This window comes from Catenulispora sp. EB89, assembly GCF_041261445.1.
GTDB lineage: Bacteria > Actinomycetota > Actinomycetes > Streptomycetales > Catenulisporaceae > Catenulispora.
Map to the genome: position 1 here is coordinate 1 of NZ_JBGCCU010000007.1, position 25,555 is coordinate 25,555.

24 protein-coding genes are annotated in these 25,555 nt (G+C 72.1%); 11 read left to right on the forward strand and 13 right to left on the reverse strand.

Translation table 11 applies throughout. The features are described from left to right. Positions 1 to 169: 169 nt before the first annotated feature. From ABH920_RS16615 to ABH920_RS16635, 5 genes are all read right to left on the reverse strand, one after another. Positions 170 to 4,195 (reverse strand): ABC transporter ATP-binding protein, encoded by a 4,026-nt coding sequence (locus ABH920_RS16615; RefSeq protein ID WP_370349896.1) that lies wholly within the window; start codon positions 4,193 to 4,195, stop codon positions 170 to 172. A 132-nt stretch (positions 4,196 to 4,327) separates the two neighbouring features. Next, positions 4,328 to 4,828, reverse strand: coding sequence for a MarR family transcriptional regulator (locus ABH920_RS16620; protein WP_370349897.1), 501 nt, complete (start codon positions 4,826 to 4,828; stop codon positions 4,328 to 4,330). Between the two features lie 211 nt (positions 4,829 to 5,039). Continuing rightward, positions 5,040 to 7,172, reverse strand: coding sequence for a tetratricopeptide repeat protein (locus ABH920_RS16625; RefSeq protein ID WP_370349898.1), 2,133 nt, complete (start codon positions 7,170 to 7,172; stop codon positions 5,040 to 5,042). Positions 7,173 to 7,560: 388 nt separating this feature from the next. After that, positions 7,561 to 10,533, reverse strand: a complete 2,973-nt coding sequence (locus ABH920_RS16630; RefSeq protein WP_370349899.1) for a CHAT domain-containing protein — start codon at positions 10,531 to 10,533, stop codon at positions 7,561 to 7,563. Between the two features lies 1 nt (position 10,534). Then, positions 10,535 to 11,149, reverse strand: coding sequence for a hypothetical protein (locus ABH920_RS16635; protein WP_370349900.1), 615 nt, complete (start codon positions 11,147 to 11,149; stop codon positions 10,535 to 10,537). A 188-nt stretch (positions 11,150 to 11,337) separates the two neighbouring features. Between ABH920_RS16635 and ABH920_RS16640 the strand changes: the two genes are divergently transcribed. The 3 genes from ABH920_RS16640 to ABH920_RS16650 all read left to right on the forward strand — a co-directional run bounded on the left by ABH920_RS16640 (position 11,338) and on the right by ABH920_RS16650 (position 12,798). Then, positions 11,338 to 12,000, forward strand: a complete 663-nt coding sequence (locus ABH920_RS16640) for a sigma-70 family RNA polymerase sigma factor (RefSeq protein WP_370349901.1) — start codon at positions 11,338 to 11,340, stop codon at positions 11,998 to 12,000. Then, on the forward strand, positions 11,997 to 12,233 hold the full coding sequence (locus ABH920_RS16645) for a hypothetical protein (RefSeq protein WP_370349902.1): 237 nt from the start codon (positions 11,997 to 11,999) through the stop codon (positions 12,231 to 12,233). Before ABH920_RS16640 ends, ABH920_RS16645 begins: the two co-directional genes overlap by 4 nt. 88 nt (positions 12,234 to 12,321) lie before the next feature. Continuing rightward, positions 12,322 to 12,798, forward strand: coding sequence for a peroxiredoxin family protein (locus ABH920_RS16650; RefSeq protein WP_370349903.1), 477 nt, complete (start codon positions 12,322 to 12,324; stop codon positions 12,796 to 12,798). Positions 12,799 to 12,879: 81 nt separating this feature from the next. Here the strand turns inward: ABH920_RS16650 and ABH920_RS16655 are convergent, their stop codons facing one another. After that, positions 12,880 to 13,605, reverse strand: coding sequence for a helix-turn-helix transcriptional regulator (locus ABH920_RS16655; RefSeq protein ID WP_370350277.1), 726 nt, complete (start codon positions 13,603 to 13,605; stop codon positions 12,880 to 12,882). 270 nt (positions 13,606 to 13,875) lie between these two features. Between ABH920_RS16655 and ABH920_RS16660 the strand changes: the two genes are divergently transcribed. Beyond that, on the forward strand, positions 13,876 to 14,760 hold the full coding sequence (locus ABH920_RS16660) for an NAD-dependent epimerase/dehydratase family protein (protein ID WP_370349904.1): 885 nt from the start codon (positions 13,876 to 13,878) through the stop codon (positions 14,758 to 14,760). 30 nt (positions 14,761 to 14,790) lie between these two features. Here ABH920_RS16660 and ABH920_RS16665 read toward each other — a convergent pair whose 3' ends face one another. The 6 genes from ABH920_RS16665 to ABH920_RS16690 form a co-directional block, all read right to left on the reverse strand. After that, on the reverse strand, positions 14,791 to 15,951 hold the full coding sequence (locus tag ABH920_RS16665; protein WP_370349905.1) for an AI-2E family transporter: 1,161 nt from the start codon (positions 15,949 to 15,951) through the stop codon (positions 14,791 to 14,793). Between the two features lie 73 nt (positions 15,952 to 16,024). Then, positions 16,025 to 16,402 (reverse strand): phage holin family protein, encoded by a 378-nt coding sequence (locus ABH920_RS16670; protein WP_370349906.1) that lies wholly within the window; start codon positions 16,400 to 16,402, stop codon positions 16,025 to 16,027. Positions 16,403 to 16,467: 65 nt separating this feature from the next. After that, positions 16,468 to 17,403, reverse strand: a complete 936-nt coding sequence (locus tag ABH920_RS16675; protein ID WP_370349907.1) for a YhjD/YihY/BrkB family envelope integrity protein — start codon at positions 17,401 to 17,403, stop codon at positions 16,468 to 16,470. Positions 17,404 to 17,414: 11 nt separating this feature from the next. After that, on the reverse strand, positions 17,415 to 17,576 hold the full coding sequence (locus tag ABH920_RS16680) for a hypothetical protein (RefSeq protein ID WP_370349908.1): 162 nt from the start codon (positions 17,574 to 17,576) through the stop codon (positions 17,415 to 17,417). A 32-nt stretch (positions 17,577 to 17,608) separates the two neighbouring features. Beyond that, positions 17,609 to 18,010: an SHOCT domain-containing protein gene (locus ABH920_RS16685; RefSeq protein WP_370349909.1), complete on the reverse strand. Its 402-nt coding sequence runs from the start codon at positions 18,008 to 18,010 to the stop codon at positions 17,609 to 17,611. A gap of 122 nt (positions 18,011 to 18,132) precedes the next feature. Continuing rightward, positions 18,133 to 18,306, reverse strand: coding sequence for a hypothetical protein (locus ABH920_RS16690; protein ID WP_370349910.1), 174 nt, complete (start codon positions 18,304 to 18,306; stop codon positions 18,133 to 18,135). 156 nt (positions 18,307 to 18,462) lie between these two features. Between ABH920_RS16690 and ABH920_RS16695 the strand changes: the two genes are divergently transcribed. The 7 genes from ABH920_RS16695 to ABH920_RS16725 all read left to right on the forward strand — a co-directional run bounded on the left by ABH920_RS16695 (position 18,463) and on the right by ABH920_RS16725 (position 24,426). Beyond that, the gene (locus ABH920_RS16695; protein ID WP_370350278.1) at positions 18,463 to 19,461 is read left to right on the forward strand and encodes an ABC transporter ATP-binding protein; all 999 of its coding nucleotides are present in this window, start codon (positions 18,463 to 18,465) and stop codon (positions 19,459 to 19,461) included. Next, complete coding sequence (locus ABH920_RS16700) at positions 19,461 to 20,291, forward strand: ABC transporter permease (RefSeq protein WP_370349911.1); 831 nt, start codon at positions 19,461 to 19,463, stop codon at positions 20,289 to 20,291. The genes ABH920_RS16695 and ABH920_RS16700 overlap by 1 nt, the downstream gene beginning before the upstream one ends. A gap of 401 nt (positions 20,292 to 20,692) precedes the next feature. Further along, the gene (locus ABH920_RS16705; protein WP_370349912.1) at positions 20,693 to 21,739 is read left to right on the forward strand and encodes a sensor histidine kinase; all 1,047 of its coding nucleotides are present in this window, start codon (positions 20,693 to 20,695) and stop codon (positions 21,737 to 21,739) included. Beyond that, entirely contained in the window at positions 21,736 to 22,410 is a 675-nt protein-coding gene (locus ABH920_RS16710) for a response regulator (protein ID WP_370349913.1), read from the forward strand. The genes ABH920_RS16705 and ABH920_RS16710 overlap by 4 nt, the downstream gene beginning before the upstream one ends. 93 nt (positions 22,411 to 22,503) lie before the next feature. Further along, entirely contained in the window at positions 22,504 to 22,635 is a 132-nt protein-coding gene (locus ABH920_RS16715) for a hypothetical protein (protein WP_370349914.1), read from the forward strand. Between the two features lie 59 nt (positions 22,636 to 22,694). Then, positions 22,695 to 23,636, forward strand: a complete 942-nt coding sequence (locus ABH920_RS16720) for a D-2-hydroxyacid dehydrogenase family protein (protein ID WP_370350279.1) — start codon at positions 22,695 to 22,697, stop codon at positions 23,634 to 23,636. A 91-nt stretch (positions 23,637 to 23,727) separates the two neighbouring features. Next, the gene (locus ABH920_RS16725) at positions 23,728 to 24,426 is read left to right on the forward strand and encodes an alpha/beta hydrolase (RefSeq protein ID WP_370349915.1); all 699 of its coding nucleotides are present in this window, start codon (positions 23,728 to 23,730) and stop codon (positions 24,424 to 24,426) included. Positions 24,427 to 24,594: 168 nt separating this feature from the next. On the opposite strand, the gene ABH920_RS16730 is transcribed toward ABH920_RS16725, so the two are convergent. Then, entirely contained in the window at positions 24,595 to 25,050 is a 456-nt protein-coding gene (locus tag ABH920_RS16730; protein ID WP_370349916.1) for an enoyl-CoA hydratase-related protein, read from the reverse strand. Positions 25,051 to 25,555 lie beyond the last annotated feature (505 nt).

Consider the following 25,555-nt stretch of genomic DNA (forward strand, 5'->3'; position numbering starts at 1 on the left):
TTTTTTTTTTTTTTTTTTTTTATTTTTTTTTTTTTTTTTTTTTTTTTTTTTTTTTATTTTTTTTTTTTTTTTTTTATTTTTTTTTTTTTTTTTTTTTTTTTTTTTTTTTTTTTTTTTTTGGGGGGGGGGGGGGGGGCCCCCCCCCCCCCCCGACTCTTTATGTGCGGCTCTACAAAGCCGCTCCCGCAGGCTCCGCCTCCCGCTCGCCGTCCTCGTGCCCGGCGACGAACGCCTCCCACAGCGCCGCGTACGTCCCGCCGCCGTCGACCAGCTCCGCGTGCGTGCCGTCCTCGACGATGCGGCCGCCGTCCAGCACCAGGATCCGGTCGGCGCGCGCCGCCGTGGTCAGCCGGTGCGCCACCACCAGCGTGGTGCGGCTGCGGCCGTCGGCGCCGTGGTCGGCCGAGCGGGACAGCTCGGCGCGGGTGACCGCGGCCTCGGTGGCCAGGTCCAGCGAGGAGGTGGCCTCGTCCAGGATCAGCACGTCCGGATCGGCCAGCTCGGCCCGGGCCAGCGCCAGCAGCTGCCGCTGCCCGGCCGACAGGTTCCGGCCGCGCTCGGCGACCTGGGAGTGGAAGCCGTCGGGCAGCGCCGCGATCATCTCCTCGGCGCCGACCGCGCGGGCCGCCGCCTCGATGTCCCGGCGCGGTGCGTCGGGGCGGGCGTAGGCGATGGCCTCGGCGACGGTCCCGTCGAACAGGTATGCCTCCTGCGGGACCACGCCCAGCCGGTGCCGCCAGTCGGTCAGCTCGAACTCGCGCAGGTCGTGCCGGCCGGCCGTGACCGCGCCGCCGGTCGGGTCGTAGAAGCGGGCGACCATCTTCACGAAGGTGGACTTGCCCGCCCCGGTCTGCCCGACCAGCGCCACCGTCTGCCCCGCCGGGATGCGCACGCTCACGCCCTCCAGCGCCGGCCGGGTGTCCGGGCCGTAGGCGAAGGTGACGTCGTCGAACACGATCTCGCCGAGCGCCGCCGGCACCGGTACCGGATGCTCCGGCTCCGGTGTGGACGGCTTGGTCCGCAGCAGATCCCCGATCCGGCGCAGGCCCACCGCGGCCTGCTGGTAGCCGTCGAACACCTGCGAGAGCTGCTGCACCGGCGAGAACACCATGTCGATGTAGAGCAGGTACGCGATCAGCGCACCGGCGGTCAGCTCCCCGGAGTGCACCCGCGAGGCACCCGCGGCCAGCACCAGCAGCCCGGCGACGTCCGCCAGCAGCTGCACGAACGGGAAGTACGTCGCGATGTACTTCTGCGCCCGCAGCCGTGAGACGCGGAACTCGTCCGACAGCCCGGCGAACCGGACCGCGTTCGTGCCCTCACGCCGGAAGGCCTGCGTCACCCGCATGCCGGCGACGTTCTCCTGTAGGTCGGCGTTGACCGCCGAGACCTTCTCCCGCGCCTCGGTGTACGCCTTGCTCGACTTCGACCGGAACACCGCGGTCGCGATCAGCAGCGGCGGCAGGACGCTCAGCGCGATCAGCGCCATCTTCCAGTCGATCACCACCAGCGCCACCACGATGCCGACGAACGACAGCACGCTGACGACCGCCTGTTGCAGACCGGTCTGCAGGAACGTGGACAGCGCGTCCACGTCGGTGGTCATCCGGGTCATGATGCGCCCGGACAGCTCGCGCTCGTAGTAGTCCAGCCCCAGGCGCTGCAACTGCGCGAACACCTTCACCCGCAGCGCGTACAGCAGGCGCTCGCCGGTGCGGCCGGTGACTCGGTACTGGCAGACGTTGATCACGGTGTCCGCGAGCGTCACCCCCAGCGCCGCCACCGACACCGCGACGATCGCCGACAGCGAGTGCGCCAGGATGCCCTTGTCCACGCCGCCGCGGATCAGCGCCGGCAGCGCCAGGCCGGCCGCGGTGTCCGCGGCCACCAGCGCCAGGCCGAGCAGCAGCGCCAGCCGGAACGGACGCAGCAGCCTGCGCAGCGAGAACGTCGGGTCCGCGGCGCGCGCCTCGGCCTGCGACACGTGCGGGGCGTCGGTGGCCGGCGGCAGCGCCGCGACCTTCGCCAGCAGCTCGGGGGTCGGGGGCATCGAGGCCAGGAAGCCGCCGAAGCCGCCGCCGCCCCCGCCGCCGACACCGCGCCCGCCGCCGCCTCCGCCGCCCATGCCGGGCAGCGCGCCGGAGCCCGAGCCCTTGGCGGCGGCCAGCGGGTTGCCGGCGTCGTCGGTTTCGGGCCACAGGCTCGGGGTGATGCCGTCGACCTGGGCCTCGGTGGCGGTTCCGGTGCCGGTGCTGATACCGGCACTAGTGCCGTTGGCAGCGGCGCCGTTGCTGTGGCCGTTGGTTATGCCATTGCTTATGCCGTTGGCCTGGCCCTTGATCTGGCCGCTGATCTGGCCGTTGGCCTGGCCGTTGACCGCGAAGCCGTTCGAGCCCTGAACCGCCACGGGCTGCACAGCCCGCGTCAGATCCCCGGCGTCGATACCCTCCGCGTCGTCTCCCGGCCCGGACAACAACAGCCGGTACAGCGGGCAGCGCTCGGTCAGCTCCTCGTGCGTGCCGATGTCGACGACCCGGCCGTGGTCCAGCACCGCGATCCGGTCCGCCAGCGCCAGCGTGGAGCGGCGGTGCGCGATCAGCAGCGTCGTGCGGCCCGCCATCACCCGGCGCAGCGTGTCGTGGATCTCCGCCTCCACGCGGGCGTCCACCGCGGAGGTGGCGTCGTCCAGGATCAGCACCCGGGGATCGGTGATCAGCGCCCGCGCCAGGGCTATGCGCTGGCGCTGGCCGCCGGACAGGGTCAGGCCCTGCTCGCCGACCACGGTGTCGTAGCCGTCGGGCAGCTGCTCGACGAACTCGTCGGCCTCGGCCATCCGCGCCGCGGCCCGCACCTGCTCGTCGGTGGCGTCCGGGCGGCCGTAGGCGATGTTGGCGCGGACCGAGTCGGAGAACAGGAAGCTGTCCTCCATCACCAGCCCGATCGCCTCGCGCAGCGAGTCCAGGGTCACGTCGCGCACGTCGGCGCCGCCGACCCGCACCGCGCCGCCCTGCACGTCGTAGAAGCGGGGGAGCAGCATCGACACCGTGGACTTGCCGGACCCGGAGGTCCCGACCAGCGCCACCGTCTCCTCGGGTCCCACTTTCAGGTCCAGGCCGCGCAGCACCGGCCGGGAGGCGACGTAGCCGAACACGGCGCCGTCGAACTCCACGCCCGAGGCCTGGCGCGGCAGCAGCGCCGCGTCCGGCTTCTCGGTCACCTTCGGCTGCGAGTCGATGATCTCGAAGATCCGCTCCACACTGGCCCGCGCCTGCTGCCCGATCGTCACCAGCGAGGACAGCATCCGCACCGGACCGAGCATCTGCGCCAGATAGGTGGAGAACGCCAGGAACGTGCCCAGCGTGATCGTGCCCCGCAGCGCCAGCCAGCCGCCGAGGAACAACACCCCGACCTGCCCGAGCGCCGGGATCGCCATGATCGCCGGGTTGTAGCGGGCCGAGAACCGCACCGCGCGCAGCCGCGAGGCGAACAGCCGCTCGCCGGCCGCCTCCAGCTTGCCGAGCTCCTGCTCCTCCTGCCCGAAGCCCTTCACCACCCGCACGCCGCCGACCGCGGCGTCCACCACGCCGGCCAGCGCCGAAGCCTGCTGCTGCGCCTCCCACGTGGCCGGATACAGCCGCTTGCGCGCGGCCACCGCCACCAGCCACAGCAACGGCCCGGTCGCCACCGCGACCAGCGTCAGCAGCGGCGACAGGAACGCCATCACGCCGAGCGCGACGAAGAACAGCAGCAGGTTCCCGGTCAGCATCGGCAGCATGCCCAACAGGCCCTGCACCATGGTGACGTCGGAGGTGGCGCGCGAGATCAGCTGCCCGGTCGCCAACTCGTCCTGGCGCGCGCCGTCCAGCCGGGACAGCGCGCCGAAGATCCGGTTGCGCAGGTCGTACTGCACGTCCAGGGAGAGCTTGCCGCCGACGTAGCGGCGCAGGCGCGTCCCGGCGAAGTTGGCCAGCGCCAGCACCAGCGCCATCGCGGCCCACGGGGCCAGCGACGAGCGGCGCGAGATGACGACGTCGTCGATGATGTGCCGCTGGATCAGCGGCATGGCGGCGTTGGCGAGCATGGCCACCAGAGAGCCGCCGAACGCGATCAGGACACTGCGGCGGTAGACCCAGCTGACCGAGGCCAGCCGGCGGATCCAGGTGCTGGACGCGTTGTCGTCCTTGCCGCCGGTCACGAGGGTTTCGGTGGCGTTCGTTATGTTCGTTATGTTCTTGGTGTTCTTGGTGTTCGTGTTGCTTATCGTGTCTGCATTGCTTGTGGTGTTGTCAGCGCTCTTGATGTTCTTGCCCCCTTGTCCTCGATCTCGTCACTCGGCGCGCGTCGCCTCGGCCTCGGCCAGATGCCGGGCCCGATGCTCGGCGAACCGCCGGTTCAAAGCCCCGTCCAGCGCGTCGAAGCAGTCCAGCAACGCCTCACCGCCACCGTCCAAGTGCGCGGCCGCGTCCCCGAACAGCGGCGCCAAAGCGGCGGCCAGCTGTTCCTCGGCACTGCGTACAGCAGCCAAACCGGCCTCGGTAATCCGCACCCGGACCACCCGCCGATCCCCGGGATCGGCCTCCCGCTCCAGCAGCCCGGCGGCCACCAGCGCATCGGCGGCGGCGGTCAGCGTGGGCTTGCGCACCGCGAGCTTGTCGGCCAACCGTGCCGACCGCTCCCCGCCTCCGCGCACCATCGACAGCAACTGGTACTGCGGCAGGCTCAAGCCGGTCTCCACCCGCTCCAGCGACCGCCGCAACCGCACCAGCACCTGCACGGCGTCGACCACCCGCTCGGCGGGCAGCCCGGACAGTTGGTTCGACTCACTCATGGTTAGAGTGTCGAACTTCTTTGGGGATTTTGCAAGTTCGTTCGGCTAACGACAGGTAGGAGGCGCCGCACGCGCCAATGCCGGCCCAGGTCACGGTGCCCACAGCAGGTCGCGGACCTGCTGGCCGGCCCCGGTCCGGCCGGCCGCCGCCGCTCCGGCCGGCTGGCCACCGAAGCTGCGAAAAGGTTCCGAAGTGCCCCGAGCCGGCCGCTCAGCCGCGCCGCCCGAGCCGCCGCAGCAGCCCCCGCCGCCCCGAAGCCGCGGGCTGCCGCTCCTCGGAAGCCCTCTCGATCACCGCCAGGTCCGCGCGCGAGGCAACGGTGCCGGGATGATCGCTCCCGAGCACCTGCTCCCGGTCGGCGAGCACGCTCGCCGCGAGCTCGCGAGCGCGCTCGTGCTCCCCGCTCGCCGACAGCGTGTTGGCGAGGTTCGCGCGCGCCAGCAGCGTGTCCGGGTGCAGCTCGCCCAGAACCCGCGCCCGGCGCTCGGCCACGTCCTCCTGCAGCTGCCGGGCCCGCGCGAGCTCGCCGAGCCGGTACAGGCACGTCGCGAGGTTGGTGGCGGCTTTCAGCGTCGAGGGGTCGTCGGCTCCGAGCGCGGCGAGCTCCGTCGCGTGGTAGTCCTCGTAGACCTCGGCGGCCGCCCGGTGGTCGCCCGCGCCGATCAGCGCCGAGCCGAGATTGAACCGGGCCACGCGCGAGATCCGGGCGTCCCGGCCGAAGGCCGCGTCGCAGTGGCCGACCAGGGCGTTCAGCTGGCCGACGGCCCGCTCGTGCGCGCCCGCGGCCGAGTACACCGTGGCCAGCGATATGCGGACGAGCGCGGTGAGGTCGTGTGCCTCGCCGAACACGTCCACGCAGTCCGGAAGCATCTGCTCGTATACGGCCGCGCCGCGCTCAGCCTCGCCGACGGCGGTGTACGACTGCGCGAGGCTGATCCGCAGCCGCAGCGACCGCTCGTCGCGCACGCCGCGCACGCGCCGGGACCCCTCGTCCGCGCGCTCCAGATGGCGGATCGCGTTCCGGAAGTCGCCCTGGGCCTGCAGGGACTCGCCGGCCCAGCCGTAGAGCGTCACCGCGTGCTCGCCGTCCTGCTCCGGGTCCGTCAGCGCGGCCAGGGCCTCGATGTGCGGGAAGAGCCTGCGGCGCTTCGGCCAGGTCTCCGTCCCGCCCCGGCGGGACAGCTTTCCGGCCGCGATGACCAGCAGCATCGTCGCCTGCTCCCGCGCCCTGGCGATCAGTTCGGCCGAGCGGTACGGGTCCTCCTCGCTCGGCGTGCGCGCGATCTCCTGGACCAGCGGGTGCACCGCGACCGCGTCCGGGGTCAGCGTCACCATGTGGTGGGCGGCCAGCAGCTTGAGCGCTACGAGCAGGGCCGGCGGCTCGTCCGCGTCCGGGTCGAGGTGCCGGGGGATGTCGTTCGGGGCGAACCAGGCGAACACGCGCAGGGACTGCGCCGATAAGGGGTCCTCGGCCAGCCGCTCGAAGGTGACGCTCCAGATCCGGGCGACGGTGCGCTCCGGGCCGCCACGGGGCGCGGCCTGCCCCAGCGCCTCGGCCCCGCGGCTGGTCAGCAGCCTGAGATACGCCGCCGGCGAGATCGCGCTCTGCGCGATGAACGCCCCGGCCTGATCGATCGCCAGCGGTAGCCGGCGGAGCCGTTCGCACAGCTCGGCGGCACCGGTCAGATCGGGTTCGCCCGCGGCTTCGGCGGACCGCGGAAGGCTTTCCCGCACCACGCGGCCGAGCAGTTCGACGGCGTGTTCCGCGCCCAGGACGCCGATCCCCAGGGCCCGGGCCAGGCCCAGCCAGCCGTCCCGCTGACGGCTGGTGAGCAGGAACCTGCCGTCCGGGAGTCCTTCGATCAGCCTCCTGACCTGCTCCGGGCCCGGCACGTCGTCCAGCACCAGCAGCCAGTCGCGGTGCGCGGCGAGCCACGCGCGCGTCCAGTCCGCGGCCAGCGCCCGCAGCCCGTCGAACAGCGGGTCGAGCCGCACGGCGAGCTCGGCCAGCCCCGCCTCGATCGATTCCGCGGTACGGCCGTCGATCCACCAGACCGGGTTGTCGCGGTCCCGGCGCTGCTCGGCGAAGCGGCGCGCGAGCGTGGTCTGGCCCGCGCCGCCGAGCCCGACCAGGACCTGGGCGCCGCCGTCCGCCGCGGCGAGCATCCCGAGCTCGGCCTCGCGCCCGACGAACACCCCGGCCCCGCTGCTGCCGCCCAGCAGCACGGTCCCGGGCGGAGCCGCGATCCGCACGTGGTCGGGCAGCCCGGCCAGCAGCGTCACCTGCACGTTCTGCGTGTTGTCCCCGGTGGAGATGATGCCGCGGTTGACGCCGACGGCCACCGACCGCTCCCTGGGCGCGGCAGATCCCGGTGTTGTGCGCGACGGCCACGGCCCGCTCGCCGGTGGCCGTCACCGTGGCCGAGTCCTCGCTCACCAGCTGCGCCAGGTCCGGATCCCGGCTCAGCGCCTTCCTCACCTGGGCCCGCAACGCCGCCCGGAAGTCCTCGTCCCCGGGGTTCTCCGCGAAGTCGACCGTCGCCGTCTCCACCGCCGTCTGCGCCTGTCCCTCCCCGCGGCGCAGCCGTGCCAGGAGCCTGAGACCGAGGCGCGCTGTGCGCCCTCCCCCTCGCGCACAGGTCCGGTTGGCGGGCCCAGGCCGATCGGGCCCGTCGATTTCCACCGTAAGGCAGAGCCCTGCGACGGAACGGCGGTTCTCGCGGTCCGCTTCTCACGGCCCGCTGTGAATCAACGCCGCCCAGAAGTCCTGGCGATCCGGGTACAACCCTTGGAGTTCGAGGGTGACGGCGCGCAGCGCGGCGGCCGCTCCCGAGCCGTCGGGGGTATCGGCCAGCCGCGCGTAGAAGCTGTTGGCGGTCTGTGCGGCGATGGCGTCGTCCAGCGGCCACAGACTCGCCACGACGTGCCGGAACCCGGCCAGGTGGAACGCGGAGGCGAGGTTGACGGACTCGTCGATGCTGGTGTCGCTGCGGTGCGCGGTGGAGCAGGCGGACAGGTAGGCGAGTTCCGCGTCGGCGAGCTGGAGCCGGCTCACCTCGGGGACGGTCAGCACGCCGTCGGCCAGGTGCAGCCCGCTGCGGGACGGGACGGCGCGGTCCGCCGAGGCGTGGCACGCGAAGTGCGCCCAGGTCGCCTCCGGCAGCGCGGACTTCACCCGGCCGACCGTGGCGTGCCCGTCGAGCAGCGGCGGGATCTCGGGGTGGTCGCGGTGCAGGGTGCGGGCCTCGGCGATCGTGCCGGGGATGGTGGGCAGTCCGGGCACCTCGGCGAGCGCGACGGTCAGCTGGCGCCGGGTCGCCGCCGGTCGGCGGCCGTGCGCGTGGGCGAGTACGCGCAGAGTCGGGGTGTAGGAGGAGACGAGGGCGTCGAGCGCTCCCGGCTGCCCGGGGTATCCCGCAGCGTGCAGCGGAAAGGCGCCGATGGCGCCGATCGGCAGCCACCACACGCGCCGCGGTGCGCCGTCGGCGCGCGCTTCGGCGCCGGTGTTGTCGAGCAGCGCCTTGTGGATCGGGCCGACGGCGGTCTCCCAGAGCCAGGCGAGGACATCGGAAAGCGTGGCCTGCGGGCTTCGTGCCTTCTCCGGGGGCAGGTCGCGGGCTCCGCGCGCCAAGGTGAGCAGCGGCGTCTGAAAGTCGACGACGTGGCGCGATCTGAGGTCGGGCAGCGGAACGTGGACGAGTTCGCCGCCGGCGAGGACCAGGACGGCGTCGGAGCGCTCGCGCCCGGCGTTGATCATGACGACCGTGCCGGAGCCGGTGGCGCGTCGTAGCTCGGACAGGTCCGGAGGCAGCAGGAAGCGTTCGAAGTCGTGATGGCCGCGGATCTGCGCGAGCAGGTCCTCATACCGCGTCCAGAGCGGCGCCTGACTCTCTCCCGGCGCTCCGTCGTGCTCGCCCAGCAGGGTCCGAACCCGTCCCAGGGCCTGCGCGTACTCGGGCAGCTGCTGCTCGAGGTCGCTCAGATCGCTGCGCGCGTCGAGCTGTTCGGCCAACTGCAGGCCGCGACCCAGCTCGGCGATCTGCACGGCACCGACGAGATCGCCCCGGGCGCAGTGCGCGGTCACGGCATGACCGACCAACCCGAGATACTCACCCGCGCGGCGATCCCGGTCCGCCCAGTCCGCCCCGCGCGCGGCGATCGACGGGAGCAGCCCGATCGTGGCGTCGAGGACTTCCGTGGCGGTCTCGAAGTCGCCGACCGCGTTCGCCAACGCACCGACCACCCGGCCGCCGCGCACCCGGTCGAGCACCGGGGCGTTCACCGCAGAGGCCAGCCTTGCGGCGTGGGCCCGCAGCTGTGCCCGGTCGACGTGGTGCAGCGCGGCGTCCGGCCGAAGGTAGGTGTCGAGGAGTTGGGAGAGCATCCGGATCGAGGCCGGGCTCCCTTCCGGGGTCGTCTCATAGGCCTGTCTCAGAGCGCTGATCGCCCGGGAGAGCTCCGCGTCGTTCGGCGTCCGGTCGCACGAGTAGAGCAGGGCGTTGCCCAGGTTGCCCAGCCGGATCGCGCGGGCCGGGTGCCCGACCGGGGTCTCGTCAACCGCGCGCTCGGCGAACCCGATGGACCGCCGCAGGTCGGAGCGGGCCCCGACGGTTCGGTAGCGCTCCACGAGCGCCGCGGCGAGGTTCGACAGCCTTCCCGCCAGCCTCGGGTGGTCTGCCGGGGTGCCCGCCGCCACCTGTTCCTGCAGCTCGATGGCGCGATCGAGGTCGGCGGGCGCACCGTCGCGCGCGAAACGGACCGCGGACAGTTCGCCGGCGTTGGCCAGCAGCGCGGTGTGGATCTCCCAGTCCGGCGTCGAGAACTCGAGCCCGCGTTCGACCAGCGCGATTCCCCGGTCCAGGTCGGCGCGCAGCCCCCCGAGTTTGTAGCGCTCCGCGTAGGCCACGCTGATGTTGCCGAGGACCTGGGCCTGGGTCTGGCTGCGCGGCTCGGTGAGCGACAGGGCCTGCTCGTGGCAGTCGATCGCGTAGTCCAGATCCACCGGGATCCCGTAGCACAGGAAGCGGAGGCGGAAGGTGACGCCGAGCTCCGTCAACGGCGTCGCGCGCTCGGCGTCGGCGCCGGCGGCGGCCGCGAGCTCCAGGTACAGGATCGCCTCCTCGATCGCCTCGGCGTCGCCCTGCTCCCGGTACCGCGTCACGTACGCGCCCCCGAGGTCGGCGAGTTCCCCGCTGGGCAGGCTCAGGCCCGACCGGTAGTCGCTTTCGGGCAGTGCGGACCAGGCCCAACTCCGGTGCCGGGGATCGCCCGTCGGCGGCGGCTCGCCCGCGCAGCGTCGGCACCGGGCCGCCGGGTCGACGGCGCCGCCGCACCTGCCGCAGGACTCCTGGTCCATTTCGGCCAGCAACGACGCCGCCTGCGGATTCCCGAGCCAGGCGGCCCGCGCGAGGTGGCGTGCCGCGTCCTCGGGCCGGCCGACCTGACGAAGCGCCTCCCCGAGGATCGTGTGGGCGACGGCGTGCGACGGCTCCATGTATGCGCCGAACGCCGCCGGAGCCAGCGAGCCGACGTAGTCGCCGGAGTTGAAGCGGCTCACGGCCAGCAGGATCCGGGTCGCACCGTCCCCCGGCGCCAGGGCGACGACGGCTTCCAGGATCTCGGCCGCTTCGCGGAACCGGTCCTGGAAGACCAGCGCCTTGCCACGCTCGAAAAGCTGCTCGGCCTCCTCCAGAGTGCCACCCACCTCAGCGGCCCCGCTCCCGGAGGCGCATCGTCTTCGCGACCATGGCCACCATGCATCGCTGGCAGGCGAGCCAGCCGCTGCCGTCGGAGCGGATGGGGTTCAGCGGGGGAGCGTCGAGCGCTCCCGCGGCGCGCAGCTCGTCGATGGCTTCCTGCCTGACGTTGCTGCAGTACTCGCCCGCGTAGATCTTGCGCGCGCAGAAGTCGCAGGAGTCGCGGACCGTCGGGCGTTGCGCGTTCGACGGCCAGCGGCCGAAGACACCCTCCCAGGCGATGGCCGCGACCTGGACGCAGCCGCCCGGATCCACCGCGCCGCCCCGGGCCGGCTCGCTGCGGTCGAGAGCGTGGGATCGGGCCTCGGCGCGGTCGCAGATGAACAGATCGATGCAGTGGTCGCAGATGAACCACGGGGTGGCGCTGCCGGCGTTCTTGCGCAGCGACGAATCGAAGAGCGTCAACTGTTGGCTCTCGTCGAAGGCCATCGGCGCCACCACCGATTTGAGCAGTTCGAAATGCCTGCGCCAGAACCCTTCGGAGAGCACCACCGTCCGCGTCGCGAGCAGATAGCTCTGTGTCCACTCGGCCTGACTTCCACAGCAATCGCAGATGCCTGCCATAGCCGCCTCCTGATCATCGTGTCCTCACAGCGTCACTGACGGACAGCCGGCAGACAAGACCAGGATGGTGCCCGGCCTGACAGGCCGGGCGCGGTCGGCTCGGCACGCTGCTTACGAATCGATGACGTGCCGGCCGCGGGCCCCGGCCCGCGCCTCGGCGGCACGGCGAAGGAAGTAGCGTGATCGGAGTGAGCGCTCCCGGTCTGTCACCGAGGCGGGCCGCCGATCCGGCGCCGGTCCCGGACGCGTGGGTTCAGGCCCTGAGCGCGACCGGCGTCGAGCGGGAACATGCCGTGGCCAGGCTGCACGAGATGCTGCTGCGCGTCGCGCGAGCGGAGACCAACCGCCGCGGCGCACGGCACGGGATCTCCGGGCCCGAGCTGGACGACCTGGCGCACCAGGCCGCCGCCGACGCGCTGCTCGGCGTCCTGGCCAAGGTCGGCGGCTTCCGAGGCGAGAGCCGGTTCACCACCTGGGCCTACAAGTTCGTCGTCTTCGAGGTGTCCGCGAAGGTCGGACGGCACTTCTGGCGCGATCCGGCGGCCCCGCTGGACGCCGTGGAGCAGGAGGACCGGCTCGCCGAGAGGTTCGGGTTCGACCCGGCGCGCGAGGCCGAGTGGCGCGATCTGGCCCGGGCCCTGCGGCAGGCGGTCCAGACCGACCTCACGGACCGTCAGCGGCAGGTCTTCACCGCCCTGGTGGTCGACGGCGTACCGTTGGACGTGCTGGCCGCGAGGCTGGGAACCAACCGGAACGCGCTGTACAAGACGATGTTCGACGCCCGACGGAAGCTGCGGACCAGGCTGGTGGCCGACGGGTACCTGCCTGAGAACTCTGCGAGGCGCTCATGAACGGCTGGTCCGCCCTGGACGCCTTCCTGCAGACGGATCCCCGCGACGCGGGATGCGACAAGGCGATGGAACTGCTCCACGTCTACGCCGAGGTCGCGATCGCCGATCCGTCCGCGGCCCGGCAGCGGTACCCGGAAATCGCCGCCCACCTGCGCAGCTGTGGTCCGTGCGCCGAGGACCTCGAAGGTTTGCTCGCGGCCATCGGTAAGAACACCCCTCGCGGCCGCCACTAACAGGTGAGACGGTCGCCGCCCCGAGGCGACCGCGTCGACCATGCCGACCACGTCGACACGTCGACCGATCACCGCGAGGAACACGACCATGACGCTGCTGCACCCCGGCGACCCCTTCCCCGAGCTGGCGCTCACCGTCCCCGGCGGGGAGGTGGTGCGGGTGCCCGAGATCTTCGACGGCGCGTACGGCGTGGTGCTCTTCTACCGCGGATCGTGGTGCCCCTACTGCAACGCCCAGCTGCGGGCCTTCCAGCGCGCGAAGGACTCCCTCGCCGACGCGGGCATCAAGGTCGCCGCACTGTCGGTCGACGACGAGACCACCACCGCCGCCCTGATCGCCGAGCACGGCCTGGAGTACCCGGTCGGGTTCGGCGCCGACGCCCACGCCGTCGCGGAGTCGACCGGCGCCTTCGTGAACCCGGACCCGCTGTATCTGCAGTCCACCGGCTTCGTCCTGGACCGGCACGGCAAGGTCGTCGTGAGCGTCTACTCCAGCGGCGCCATCGGCCGGCTGGTCCCCGAGGACGTCACCGGGCTGGTGCGCTACCTGCGCGACCACGCCTGAGACGCGGGAGCCGGGAGACTGGCGCGATGGAGACCGGCGCGATGGTGGCCGGGGCGCAAACCCCGGCCATCATCGTCGCCGTCAGCCGGAAGGGACCATCGGCCGCGCGCCGATGACTTTGAGCAGCTGCAGATCGCGGAACGCGCGCGAATCGGGCTCGGCGGTGAACAGCACCACCTGCTGGTCGCGGTCCGGGATGCTGAGGATGTCGTAGTCGAGCTCGATCGGCCCGACCTGCGGGTGCTGGAACACCTGGCGCGCGTGGTGGTCGACGCGGATGTCCAGCGAGGTCCACAGGCGTCGGAAAACCTCGCTGCCGGCCAGGAGATCGGCGATCAGCGCCCGAAGGTCCGCGTCGTCGGGATACCGCGTGGTGGCCATGCGCAGGTAGCTCACGGTGGTGAGGACGAACTGCTCCTGGTCCGTGATGCCGTACGTACCGCGGCCCTGGTCCGGATGCAGGAAGATGCGGCGCAGGACGTTGCGGTCCGCGCTCCGCAGCAGCGCGAAGTCCTCGAACAGCGCGGCGGCCAGCGGATTCCACGCGATGACCTGGCAGGTGTTGTCCATGACCAGCGCCGGGGTGTCGGTGAGGCGGTTCAGCAGCGCGGCGGTGGCCTCGTCGACGCGGCGCGACGGCAGGCGGCCGCGGTCGTCCTCGGCCTGCCCGGCGAGCGAGAACAAGTGCGCGCGCTCCTGGTCGGACAGCCGCAACGCCCGGGCGACGGCCTGCAGCACGGCGCGCGACGGATGCCGTCCGCGGGCCTGCTCCAGCCGGCTGTAGTGGTCCGTGGAGATGTGGGCCAGCTGCGCGACCTCCTAGCGACGCAGCCCCGGCGTCCGGCGGCGCGGCCCGCGGGGCAGCCCCACGTCCTCCGGTTCGACGTGTTCCCGCCTGTTCCGCAGGAACTCCGCCAAAGCGTGCTTGTCCATGGGCCCACAGTACGGCGGCGACGCTCGGCCGGGAGCTCCGCAGCCACGGACCGGTGGTCCCTGGATAGCCGTCTGGACTGCGTGGACGCTGGGCCGAAAGACACTTCTGGAAAAGACACCTTTGGAAAGGCAAGGACTCAGACGATGCGCGTTTTCCTGACCGGCGCGAGCGGCTACTTCGGCGCCGTCCTCACCGAGCACTTGATCCGCGGCGGCCATCGGGTGAGCGCGCTGGTGCGCTCGGACGCGGCGCGCGAGAAGGTGGCGCGACTGGGCGCCGAGCCCGTGCCCGGAAGCCTCGCCGACCTGGAGGTGCTGCGCGCGGCGGCGGCGGAAGCCGACGGGGTCGTGCACGCCGCCGTGGACTTCGCCGACCCCGCCATGCACGAGATCGAGCAGCCGGCGCTGGCTGCGATGCTCGACGCGACGAAGCCGGGGCGGCCCTTCGTGTACACCAGCACCGGCCTGGTCTACCCCGACACACACGGCGCACAGGTCGACGAGGACAGCCCGGTCGCCCCCGAGCAGTCGCCGCAGCCGTTCAAGGTGCTCGGGGAGCGCCGGGTGCTGGCCGCCGAGGGGCCCGCGGTGACCGTGGTCCGTGCCTCGCTGATCTACGGCCGGGGCGGCTCCGGGCTGCTGCGGGGCATGATCGCCGGCGCCCGCGAGCACGGGGTCGCGACGTACATCGGCACCGGCGCGAACGCCTGGAGCTCCGTGCACGTCGACGATCTGGCCCGGCTCCACGCCTCGGCGCTCGTGGCCGCTGAGCCCCGGCTCGTGGTGAACGCCTCCGCGGGTACCCCGACCAGCATGCGTGACATCGCCGAAGCCGTCGCGGAACTCACCGGTGCCCAGGCGATGTCGATCACGCTGGAGCAGGCCCGGGAGGCGATGGGGCCCTACGCGGACGTGCTGACCCGTTCCGCGCCGCTGAACTCGGCGCGCGCCGGGCGGATGCTGGGCTGGACACCGGTCGAGGCCGGTCTCCCGGCGGAACTGCGTAAGGGTTCTTACACCCGGATGTAGCGCGCAGCGACAAGGCGAAACCTCGAGACCTTACGATCCGGGGACGTCAGCATCCTGCGACGTCCCCGATTGGCCCGCGGTCTCCCGCCATTCCGCGACGACGCCCGAGGCGGCCGCCGTCAGCGGAACCGCCAGCAGCGCGCCCAGGATCCCGGCGACCGCGGTGCCGCCGGTGACCGCCAGCATCACCACGGCCGGATGCAGCGACACCGTGCGGGACTGGATCATCGGCTGCAGGAGGTTGCCCTCGATCACCTGCACGGCGACCACCACGCCGAGCACCCACAGCGCCTTGCCGACGCCGCCGTCGCCGAGCGCCACGAGCACCGCGACCGTCCCGGACAGGAAGGCGCCGATGAACGGGATGTAGGCGCCCACGAACACCAGCGCGGCCAGGCCGCCGGCGCCCGGCACCCGCAGGATCAGCAGCCCGATCAGGATCAGCCCCGCGTCGATGAGCGCGATGAACGTGGTGCCGCGCATGAACCCGGACAACGCCTCCCACGCGCGCCGCGCCATCCGCACCGCGACCGGCGCCGTACCCCGGGGCAGCGACCGCGCGACGAACGCCGGGAACCGGTCCCCGTCCCGGATCAGGAAGTAGATCAGCACCACGCTCAGCACCGACCCGGCCAGGATCTGCACCGCCGTGGACACCCCGTGCACGACCCCGGCCACCAGCGCCGAACCTGCCTGCGAACCCATCGACCGCAGCCCGTCGGCCGCGGACTGCACCAGCTCCTCGCCGGACCCGACGCCGATTCGCTGCCCGATCCGGCCCAGCGCCCGCCCGATGCCCGGGGCGGCGTCGGCGATGGCGCGCGCCACCAGCCACGCGGTCCCGCCGACCACGCCCACCAGCAGCGCGCACGCCACCCCGGCGGCCAGCGACCGGCTGCGGATCCGGCCGGTCAGGCGCCGCCCGGCCGGCTCCAACAGCGAGGTGGCCAGCAGCGCCAGCAGCAGCGGCACGACGGCGGCGCGCAGCTCGACGCAGACCCAGACCAGCCCGGCCGCCACCACCACGGCGACGATGAGCGCGAGGTTCCACGCGGTGGCGCGGATTGCCCAGCGCGGCAGGAGGGGGTTCGGGTCTGGTCGGAGGTCGTGGGGGGCGTGGCTGCCCTGTTGGTCCTGGCCGTTTTGGCCGTCCGCGCCGTCCGCGCCACCCCGGCGCCCGTCAGTCGGCATGCCTCAGCCCACTCGAACGTTCCGCGCACCCCGCGTGCCCACCGCATCGCATCCGGACACTGACACCGCGGCCTCAGTGCTGCTTCTTATGCGCGCGCTTGGGCCGGCCGAGCGGGGTGCGCCCGAGCAGCCAGGTGAAGATCGTGACCAGCACCGCGCCCCAGATCGCCGACCCGATCCCGTCCAGCTCCAGCCGGTCGGTCCAGGCCGCGACCAGCCGGATCAGCACCGCGTTGATGACGATGCCGAACAACCCCAGGGTCAGCAGCATCAACGGCGCCGTGACCAGGCGCAGGAGCGTGCCGAGCAGCAGGTTCAGCAGCGCGAACGCGGCCGCGAGCCACAGCCAGGCGACCGGTCCGCCGTGGATGTGCATCCCGGGCGCGACCCAGGCTGCCAGCGCGAACGCGAGCGCCAGGATGACCCAGTAGGCGAGCAGCCGCTTCACCATCGCCGGTTCTGCTCCTCTACCTTCGGGGGCACTGCTACTTTCGGGGGCACCACGTGCGAACCACGCTAATCGCCCGAACCGGAACCAGCCCGTCGGGTTGGATCCGCCGGGTGGCCGGCGTCTGCGGTGTCCGCCGGGTCTGCCGCCGGACGTGCCAGCACCCGCCCGATCCCGGCGCCGATGACGATCGCCCCGGCGACCACCAACAGCCAGCTCATGAGGCTGAGCACGATCCCGAACGGCCCGTACTCGGACACGCTGCGCCCGGTCACCCGCGGCATGACGAACCGGGACCCGACGCCGATCGCGGTCTGCGCGAGCCCGGTCAGCACCGCGGTCGGCAGCAGCGCCCGCCAGCCGACCCGCCGCAGCAGCAGAAGCCGCGGCGTCCACCACCACAGGCCCACGCTCATCGCCGCCGACGCGCTCCATCCGAGGAACCGCCACCAGCCCACGCCGGCCCGCAGCGGACCCTGAGCGGACAGCACCACGACCCACACCAGGATCCACGCGACCCAGCGCAGCGCCGAGGACCGCATCCGTCCAGGCGGCAGCGACCAGGTGCGCTCGTAGAGCCGTTGCAGCCGCCGGGTCAGGCTGGTCGCCGAGGCCAGCGCCAGCACCAGCCCGACCACCCCGATCGCGTCGCGCAGACTGTCCTGGCCGTCGAAGAACGCGTGCACGGCCTGCGCCGCCGAGCCCTCGATCCCCAGCTGCGAGCTCAAGCTCTCCCGCACCCGGTCCCTCAGCGCCCGCGGCAGGAACGCCAGGACCGCCAACGTCATCGGAACCGCGGTGATGAAGATCTGCGCCGCCACCGCGAAACAACGGTCGATGGTCTCCGGCGCCAGGGCCACCCGGATGATCTCGGCCAGCTTCGGATGCCGCGTCCTCAGCTCGTTGCCACGCGCCCGCACCACGGCCGCCAGCCGCGCCGAGCGCTCCCGCAGGCGTTGCGCGGCCGTTCCGCTCGGGTCGGGACGTTCCTCCTCAGCCGCCATCGCCGGCCAGGTCAGGGCGTGACGATGTCGAAGCCGGAGCCGGGCGCCGCCAGTCCGGCCGGCGCCAGGATCGGGACGTCGCCGGGCTCGCCATCGGCGGACAGCCCGCGCTCGGTGACCAGCCGGGCCTGCCGCCACAGGCTCGGATTCGCCGTGTCCGGGGTCGAGCCCATCGCGGGGTCCTTGTCGGTCGGGGGCCGCCGGATCAGGCCAGGATCTTCTGCTTGGCCTGGTCGAACTCCGCATCGGTGATCGCACCGGAGGACTTCAGATCAGCGAGCTTCGACAGCTCCTCCACGGGACTGGAGGCCGCGCCCGCCCCGGAGTCGCCCGCCGTCTTGCGGACGTAGTCGTCGAAGGCCTCCTGGCTCTGCCGAGCCTGCGCCTCGGCCCGATCGGCCATGCTCTGCCCGCGGGTGATGAGGTAGATGAAGACGCCGAGGAACGGCAGCACGCAGACGAACACCAGCCAGCCCGCCTTGGCCCAGCCGCTGAGCCCCTTGTCGCTGAAGACGTCCGCGATCACGCGGAACAGCAGCATGAACCACATGATCCACAGGAAGAACCAGAAGATCATCCAGAAGGCGTTCAGCAGGGGATGGGACATCGGGCGCTCCTTCCGCGTCGTGCTCTGAACGCTAGGAGCGATCACCGCGGGCTACGCGGCGGCGGCGTCATTCGGTGGACGCAGCCGCACGGGACGCGTGGCGTGCGATGCCTTCTCTGAGCTCAGCGCTGCACAGCGAAGGTGACGGGCAGCGCGCTCAGCGCGTGCTGGCGGTGATCGGCCTTCCAGACCAGGTCGCGCTGGCGCACCGCGAGCCTCAGATCCGGCAGCCGGCGCACCGCGCTCCACAACATCGTGGCGGCCGCCGATCCGCCGCCCCCGCCCCTCGGCACCACGACCTCAGGCTGACACCCGACTGGTACCTCAGTACCAGCCCCACCCCCGAGGTGTCTCCCACGGCACCAGCCTCCCGCCGCTAACCGCCCCTAGCGTCATAGGTGCAGGTCGCGGCGGGTTCGCGACGGACACGGAACGCGAAACGGAGTATGGCAGTGATCGAAGCGCGCGGGTTGACCAAACGGTACGGGGACAAGACGGTCGTCGACCGTCTCTCCTTCACCGTCCGCCCCGGTGAGGTGACCGGCTTTCTCGGCCCCAACGGCGCCGGCAAGTCCACGACGATGCGCATGATTGTCGGCCTGGACGCCCCGTCCAAGGGCTCGGTCAAGGTGAACGGACGCCTTTACGCGCAGCAAGCCACCCCCTTGCGCGAGATCGGCGTCCTGCTCGACGCCAAGGCCGTTCATCCCGGGCGCAGCGCGTTCGGCCATCTGATGGCGCTCGCCTACACCCACGGCATCGCGCGCCGGCGTGTCGAGGAGGTCATCGAGCTCGCCGGGCTCGGCAGCGTGGCGCGCAAGCGGGTCGGGGCGTTCTCGCTCGGCATGGGCCAGCGCCTGGGCATCGCCGCGGCGCTGCTCGGTGATCCGGCGGTGGTGCTGCTCGACGAGCCGGTCAACGGGCTCGACCCCGAGGGGGTGCTCTGGGTGCGCAATCTGCTGTCCGGGCTGGCCGCGGAAGGGCGCGCCGTGATGCTGTCCTCGCACTTGATGAGTGAAATGGAACTGATCGCCGACCACCTGGTGATCATCGGGCGCGGCCGGCTGCTCGCCGACACCTCGCTCACCGAGTTCAAGCAGCAGGCGGGAGGCGGCGGCGTGCGGGTGGTCACCGACGACACGGCCAAGCTCCGCGGCCTGCTGGCCGCGCCCGGGGTCAGCGTCGCCTCGGCGGCGAACCAGGAGCTGCTGGTGCACGGTCTGACCGCCCGCGAGATCGGGGTCACCGCCGCGTACTACGGCATCCCGCTGTTCGAACTGACGCCGCAGTCCGTGTCACTGGAGACGGCGTTCATGCAGCTCACCCACGACGCTGTGGAGTACCACAGCGCCGGTGGCGGTGCCGGCCAGGCCACAGGAACCGCCGCCGACCACACCGCCGGCCACACCGCCAACCACACCACCGCCGGCATCGAAGGGAAGGTCGCCTGATGGCCGCCGCCACGCTCGTCCCCGGGACGGCTTCCGCCACCGCCCCCACCACCCTGACCGTCCGAAAGGTCACCCTCCGCCGCGTCCTCCGCTCGGAGTGGAGCAAGTTCTGGTCGCTCCGCTCCAGCTGGATCACCCTCGTGGCCTCCGTCGTCGTCCTGATCGCCTTCGGCGTGATCGCCGCCGCCGTCTACGCCCACAGCGCCAAGCACTCCGGCACCTCCGAGGACCCCGTGAGCCTGGCTCTGGTCGGCGCCTCGCTGTCCGGCCTGATCGTCGGCGTCCTCGGCGTCCTGATGTCGGCGGGGGAGTACGGCACCGGCATGGTCCGCTCCACGTTCGTCGCCGTACCCCGCCGCTGGCCGGTCCTGGCGGCCAAGAGCGCCGTGATCGGCGCGCTGACCCTGGTCCTGACCACCTTCGGCGCCCTGCTCGCCTTCGGCATCGGCGCCGTGAGCCTGCACGGCGACGCCATCGCCCTCACCCTCGGCGACCACGGGGTCCTGCGCAGCCTGGCCGGCGCCGGCGTCTACCTCGGCCTGTTCGCGGTGTTCGGCGTGGCGCTCGGATCGCTGGTCCGCTCCATGTCCGGCAGCATCGCCGCGCTCGTCGGGTTCCTGATGCTCCTGCCCGGACTGGCCGCGGTGCTGCCCGGCTCGATGCAGGACAACGTCAAGCCCTACCTCCCCAGCAACGCCGGCGAAGCCATCTTCGCCCTGCACCGCGGGACGCACTCCCTGTCGCCGGGCGCCGGCCTCGCGGTCTTCGCCACCTGGACGGCCGTCGTGCTCGCCGCCGCGGCCGTCCGCCTGAAGCGGGCCGACGTCTGACCAGGCGGGCGAGGCTGACCAGGCAGGCCACGCAGACCAGGCAGGCCACGCAGGCCACGCAGGCCAGGCGACACGACGCAGCTCCCCGGACGGCCCTGCCGCCCGGGGAGCCCGAGGCCGCCTGGGCGCATCCGGTCCTGGCCGGCCTGCTCCGCCGCGGCCAGCGGCTGCGCGCGCTGGACCACCGCCACCCCTGGCTGCTGGACACCACGGTCGTCCTGATCGTCGTCGGCCTCAGCATCTCCGACCTGCTCTCCGGCGGTGCGCACGCCGCCTCCGGGCACGCCGACGCCCGGCACCGCTTCCCGACCGTCCTCGCGTACCTCCTGGCCGGCGCGGGCGTCGTCCCGCTGTGGTGGCGCCGCCGCGCCCCGGCCACGGTGTTCGTCCTGGTCACGGTCGTGAGCTTCGTCGCGGCGGCGCTCGGCATCGGGCTGACGGCCACCTTCATCGCCTCCCTCGTCGCGCTGTTCGCCGTGGCCCGGAACGGCCGGCTGCGGCTGCTCGGTCCGGCGGTCGCGCTGGCCGCCGGCCAGAACGTCGTCGTCGCGACCAACCTGGTGTCCGGCCATGACTGGCTGGGCGTCCTGCTCTTCCTGCTCGGGATGGTGACCGCCACCGCCGCCACCGGCCTGACCCTGCGGACCCGCCGCATGTACCTGACCGCGCTGGAGGACCGGGCCCGCCGCCTGGAGGTCGAACGCGACCAGCGCACCCGCCTCACCGCCGCGGCCGAACGCACCCGCGTGGCCCGCGAGATGCACGACATCGTCGGCCACACCCTGTCGGTCATGGTCACGCTCGCCGACGGCGCCGCCACCCTCGCCGACCGCGACGCCGAGCCCTCGGCGCCGACCCTGCACCTGCTCGCCGACACCGGCCGCCAGGCCATGAACGAGCTGCGCCGCGTGCTCGGCGCCCTGCGCGAGGACCATGACGACGCGAACCCCGACGCCGGCTCACAACCCGACCTGAGCCCCCAACCCGGCATCGGCGACCTGGACGCGCTGCTGACCCGGGTCCGCGCGGCCGGCCTGCCGGTGACCTACCGCACCGCCGGCGACCTCACCGGACTCGGCAGCGGTCTGCAACTCACCGTCTACCGCATCGTCCAGGAAGCGCTGACCAACACCCTCAAACACGCCGGAACAGCGGCCACCGCAGAGGTCTCCGTGACAGCCGCGGCAGGCTCGGTGGACGTCCGCATCACCGACACCGGCGCACCCGCCGATGCCCGGGCAGCACCGATGCCCGCGACCGACGGCGGCCACGGCCTCATCGGGATCCGCGAACGCGCAGCCCTCTACAACGGCACCGTCGGCATCGGCCCCCGCCACGACCACCTCGGCTGGACCGTCGACGTCCGCCTCGACGCCACGATCGACCCCGCCAACGACCTCACCAGCGACCTCACCGACGACCCCACCAGCGAAGGCCCCCGCCCATGACCACCACCGTGTTGATCGTCGACGACCAGCCCCTGCAACGCCTCGGCCTGCGCATGCTCCTGGAGGGCACCGACGGCGTGACCCCGGTCGGCGAGGCCGGCCACGGCGCCGAGGCCGTGCGCATGGCCGCCGACCTGCATCCCGACGTCGTCCTCATGGACATCCGGATGCCCGGCATGGACGGCCTGGAGGCCACCCGCGGCATCGTCGCCGCCGGCGGCCGCACCAGGGTCCTGATCGTCACCACCTTCGACCTCGACGAGTACGCCTACCAGGGCCTGCGAGCCGGAGCCAGCGGTTTCCTGCTCAAGAACGCCCGCCCCGAGGAACTCCTGGCCGGCATCCAGGCGGTGGCCACCGGCGACGCCGTCGTGGCCCCGAGCCTGACCCGCCGCCTGCTGGACGCCTACGCCCACGGCGTCCTCGCCCCCTCCGACGCCGCGGCGGCCCAGGACCCCCGCCTGAAGGACCTCAGCGACCGCGAACGCGAGGTCCTGGTCGCCGTCGGCAACGGATGGACCAACACCGAGATCGCCGAGCGCTTCGTGCTGTCCGAGTCGACGGTCAAGAAGCACGTCGGCCACATCCTCGCCAAAGTCGGCGCGCGCGACCGCGTCCAGGCCGTGATCCTCGCCTACGACACCGGGCTCGTCCGCACCAAGCACGACTAAACACGGCTAAGTACGACTAAGCACGACTAAGCACGACTAGTCCGCACCCTGATGACTGGTACCTCGGTACCGCCACGACGCCCAGGAGGACCAGTGGCGACGAGCCTGAAAACATGGCAGCAGCACCTGCCACACATAGCGCACATCAAGAACCTCGGCTGGATCCTGGCGGCGGTGGCGTTCTGCCTGATCATGGGACGCATCCGAGGCGGCCCGTTCCGCTGACCGAGCCGCCTGGGGCACGGCCTCCCGCTGCGTGAGAAGCTTCAGACGTGGCTACCCGCATGAAGATCGCGATCCTCGACGACTACCAGGGCGTGGCCCTGAGCCTGGCCGACTGGGCGAGCCTGGACGCCGACACCACCGTGTTCGGCGAGCCCTTCGCTGACGCCGACCAGGCCGTCCGCGCCCTGGCCGGCTACGACGTGATCGTCGCGATGCGCGAGCGCACCCGCTTCCCGGCCGAGGTCCTGGAGCAGCTGGGCGACCTGCGCCTGCTGGTCAGCACCGGGCCGCGCAACGCCGCCATCGACCTGGACGCGGCCCGGCGCCTGGGCGTCACGGTCTGCGGGACCGGCTACTCCGCGACACCCACCATCGAGCTCACCTGGGCCCTGATCCTGGCCGCCGCCCGCAACCTGCCCGAGGAGGCGGCCTCGCTGCGCGCCGGCGGCTGGCAGCTGGGCCTCGGCACCGGCCTGCACGGCAAGACCCTCGGCCTGCTGGGCCTCGGGCGCATCGGCTCCGAGGTGGCGCGCATCGGCCAGGCCTTCGGCATGACGACGATCGCCTGGAGCCAGAACCTCACCGCCGAGAAGGCCGCCGAGCACGGCGTCCAGGCCGTCGCGAAGGAGGAGCTGTTCGCGGCCAGCGACGTCCTGACCATCCACCTCGTCCTCAGCGGCCGCAGCCGAGGCCTGGTCGGCGCCCCCGAACTCGCCGCGATGAAGAGCACGGCGATCCTGGTCAACACCTCCCGCGGCCCGATCATCGACGAGGCCGCCCTGATCGAGGCCCTGCGCACCGGCCAGATCGGCAAAGCCGCGATCGACGTCTACGACATCGAACCGCTCCCGGCCGACCACCCGCTCAGGACACTGCCGAACGCACTTGCCACCCCGCACATCGGCTACGTCTCCCGCGACCTCTACGAGACGTTCTACGGAGACGCCGTGGCGGACATCGCCGCGTTCCGCGACGGCAACCCGGTGCGCGTGATGGGCTGAGAGCCTCCAGCAGCCACACCCTGTGGCCGCTTCATCTCCAATGCTCAATGCACGCCACGCAGCCACTTTCCGCCGCGCATAGGCTGCCGTCGTGACGGACGTGATCATTCTCCACGGCGCCTGGCACCAGCCCGCGCACTACGACGACCTTGCCAACGAGCTGCGCTCCCGCGGTCTGCAACTGGCGGTCCCCGATCTCTACGAACTGTCCCTCGACGACAGCACCGCCCTCGTCGAGGACATCGTCGCCGGCGCGGACCAGCCCCCGCTGGTACTCGGCCACTCCTTCGGCGGAGTCACGGCCGCCACGGTCCGCGGCACCGCCGGCATCGTCTTCCTCACCGCCTGGCTCCTGGACGCCGGCGAATCACCGGCCCGGCTCCTCGCCGAGGTCGAGCAGCACGACGGCGCCCCGCCGACCGGCCTGGCCCTGGCCCCCGACGCCACCGGCCGCCTGGCCGTGGACCCCGACGACGCCCGCGCCAACCTCTACGGCGACGTGGACGACAAAGCAGCGGCGCGCGCCGTCGAGCTCCTGCGTCCCGAGCCCGCGTCCGTCTTCGCGGCGACTCCGACCCGCGTGAGCTGGCGTGACGTCCCGTCGCTGTACATCGCCGGAAGCGAAGACCGCGCGATCCCAGCCTCGCTCTCAGCCCGGTTCGCAGCACGCTGCGACAGCTCGCAGACCTGGGAGTGCAGCCACTCGCCGTTCCTGAGTCAGACCTCTGCCGTCGCCGACGTCGTTCACGAGCAGCTGCGATCCGTGCGCCGACAACCACCTCTCGCATAAGTCAGCGCTGCCCTACTTGAGCAGCCGCCCCGCGTAGTCCGGCAACCCACCGGGAACGCTCGTCGGGAACTCCGGCGCCCGCTTCTCGAAGTACGACAGCACCCCTCGGCCGCGTCCGGCCCCCGCACCGTCTCGTACACCAGCCGCGAATCGGCGCGGTGCATCGGCTCAGGGCTGGCGGCCCACGCCAGCTGGAACGTCGTCCCCCTCGGCGGCCAGCCGGAAGTCCGCCGGCAGCAGCATCGTCGCCCCGACGCCGGCCGCCGCCCCGTGCACCGCCGCCACGACCGGCTTGGCCATCGCGTACATCACCGACGTGACCTGCCCGGCAGGCTCCTGATACGTCCCGGCGGCGACGGCCGCCGCGGCGCCGGGGTCGCCGCTCGCGCCGAAGGACCGGTCGCCGTCGTCGGCCGGCGACAGGTCGGCGTCGACGCAGAACGTGGGGCCGGCGCCGTTGAGGACGACCACGCGCACGTCGTCGTCCGCGTCGGCACGCCGCAGCGCGGAGGCGAGTTCGTCGGCCATCTGCAAGGTGTAGCCGTTGCGCGCTTCGGGGCGGTTGAGGGTCACCGTCGCGATGTGCGAGGCGTCGGCGTAACGGATCGTGGCGTAGTCGGCCAATGCCCACTCCCGAGTCGGGCCCGGGCGCGCGAACGGCGCCGGGCGATGCGGACCGCTGGCGATCGCAGATTGCAACAGCACTGCTGAAACGGCTAGGCAGCGTTAACTTTCTTTCCCTGATCCGGTCACCGGCGGGTCCGACCCCTGAGTCCGTGCGCGTCCCCGGCTGAAGTCCGAAGAAGACCGAACAAGTCCCAGGAATCCCAAGGAGCCCCATGGGCGATCTGGCCGGCGCGATGAAGAGCGGCGTGCCGCTGACCCTCGACCGGCACATCCACGTCGTCTTCACGTCCGGCAACACCGCGCTCGTCGCCGACGACCAGACCCTAACCATCACCGGCCTGCCCTCGATGCCCGACGACCACCTCTACGCCGTCGACCGCACGACGGTCCAGGCCGGACCGCCCCCGGCCGGCAAGACCGCCGACCCGGCCTCCGGCATCCCGATCGGCTGGCCGGTGGGGCCGAGCGCACACCACGCCTACCGGTACTACGACCCGACGAC